The 1,529-nt window shown below is 33.9% G+C and carries 2 protein-coding genes; both read left to right on the plus strand.

All coding sequences use genetic code 11. The features are described from left to right. Nucleotides 1-674 (plus strand): sugar transferase (locus tag AX762_RS11920; RefSeq protein WP_305728190.1); only part of this gene is annotated, 674 nt, incomplete at its 5' end. Nucleotides 675-1,201: 527 nt separating this feature from the next. Further along, a partial coding sequence (locus AX762_RS11925) for a GNAT family N-acetyltransferase (RefSeq protein WP_143139368.1) occupies nucleotides 1,202-1,529 on the plus strand: 328 nt, incomplete at its 3' end.

Raw genomic sequence — 1,529 nt, forward strand, 5'->3', positions numbered from 1 at the left:
TAAATAAGGGAGGGGTTATTATGACCTATGCCAAATTTAAGCGTTTATTTGACTTTATATTCGCTTTTATATTATTATCCGTCAGTTCCCCATTTTTTGTGCTAATTCCTGTACTTATAAAAATGGAAGATAGTAAGGGGTCGGTTATTTTTAAGCAGCAGAGGATAGGGGAAAACGAACACTTATTTACACTGTATAAATTTCGCAGTATGCGAACAGAATTGTATAAAGAGGAAAGAAGACTTACGGACACAGAACGTATGCTCCGTATAGGTAGATTCATCCGTAAAACTAGTCTAGATGAATTACCTCAATTAGTGAACATATTAAAAGGTGAAATGAGTTTTATAGGCCCCAGACCACTCTTAAAAGAATATTTACCTTACTATACTGAAAGTGAGAAATTTAGACACGATATTAAACCTGGAATTAGTGGATGGGCTCAAATCAACGGCAGAAATAATGTGACTTGGGAAGAGAAATTCTCTTTGGATATCTATTATGTGAAAAACATTTCATTGACTTTGGATGCCAAGATATTTTTCGTAACAATAAAAAAAGTGTTGTTAGGTAGTGATATAGTAGATGATGTCGGACTTGAGAATACGCAAACTTTAGTAGACTATCGTTTAAAGCAAAACAATCTATCTCATAATGAATCAACTAGAAAATAGAGAAGGAGATCAAAATGACTAAGAGAATATTATTATCCACAGCACATATGTCGGGAAACGGAAAAATATACCGATGAAGCATTCGAAACATTCAGTGGGGAAATTTCCGTAGTCAGACTCATGTATAAGATACCCATAGTCTAAATGCTTACGACTATATAGGGGTGAAAGGGTAAGACGTTCGGTTTTTCTGAAACATTTAAAAAATAAAGCAACAATTAAAGAGTAATACTCTTATTCTAGGACGTAGTTTTGATTTGCACGATGGTGTGCTGATTGAAAGCGAATAGATTATGAGTATTGCTCTTTTGGTTATCAATCAATCCGGTTAAAGATTCAATTTTTTTATTATAGAAGATTCGAGAGTGTTTGTCGCGCGGTGGTTGTAAAAGTATAATTAGATTTAAAAAGTTACACCTGCGATTATAAAATCAATTGAGATGTTTCACTTTTCAATTGACCAACAATCTATTAATATGAAGTTAATCACTAAACGTTTAAATTCAAAATAGAAAGAAGTAACCATTATGGAAGAAATAACGGACCAGCTTAATATGTATCAGTTATTAACCGTATTCGATAGTGTGTTCTCGCCCTCGCTTTCTGAAGATTCAATCGATTTGAAGCAATATGCTGAAAAACTTATAAATGATGCTGTCACATACGTCGCAAAAGAAGATAACGAGGTGGCGGGCTTCATTACCTTTTATGCGAGTGATGAGAAGCTGGAACATTCTTTTATAACATTGTTGGCAGTTTTACCAAAATATCAAGGAAGAAAAACAGCTCAAGCGTTGATTAATCAGTGCGTTCAAACGACTATCACGATGGGGAAAAAGGAAATAAAATTAGAAG

This window comes from Alkalibacterium sp. 20 (assembly GCF_001885615.1).
Taxonomy (GTDB): Bacteria; Bacillota; Bacilli; order Lactobacillales; family Carnobacteriaceae_A; genus Alkalibacterium.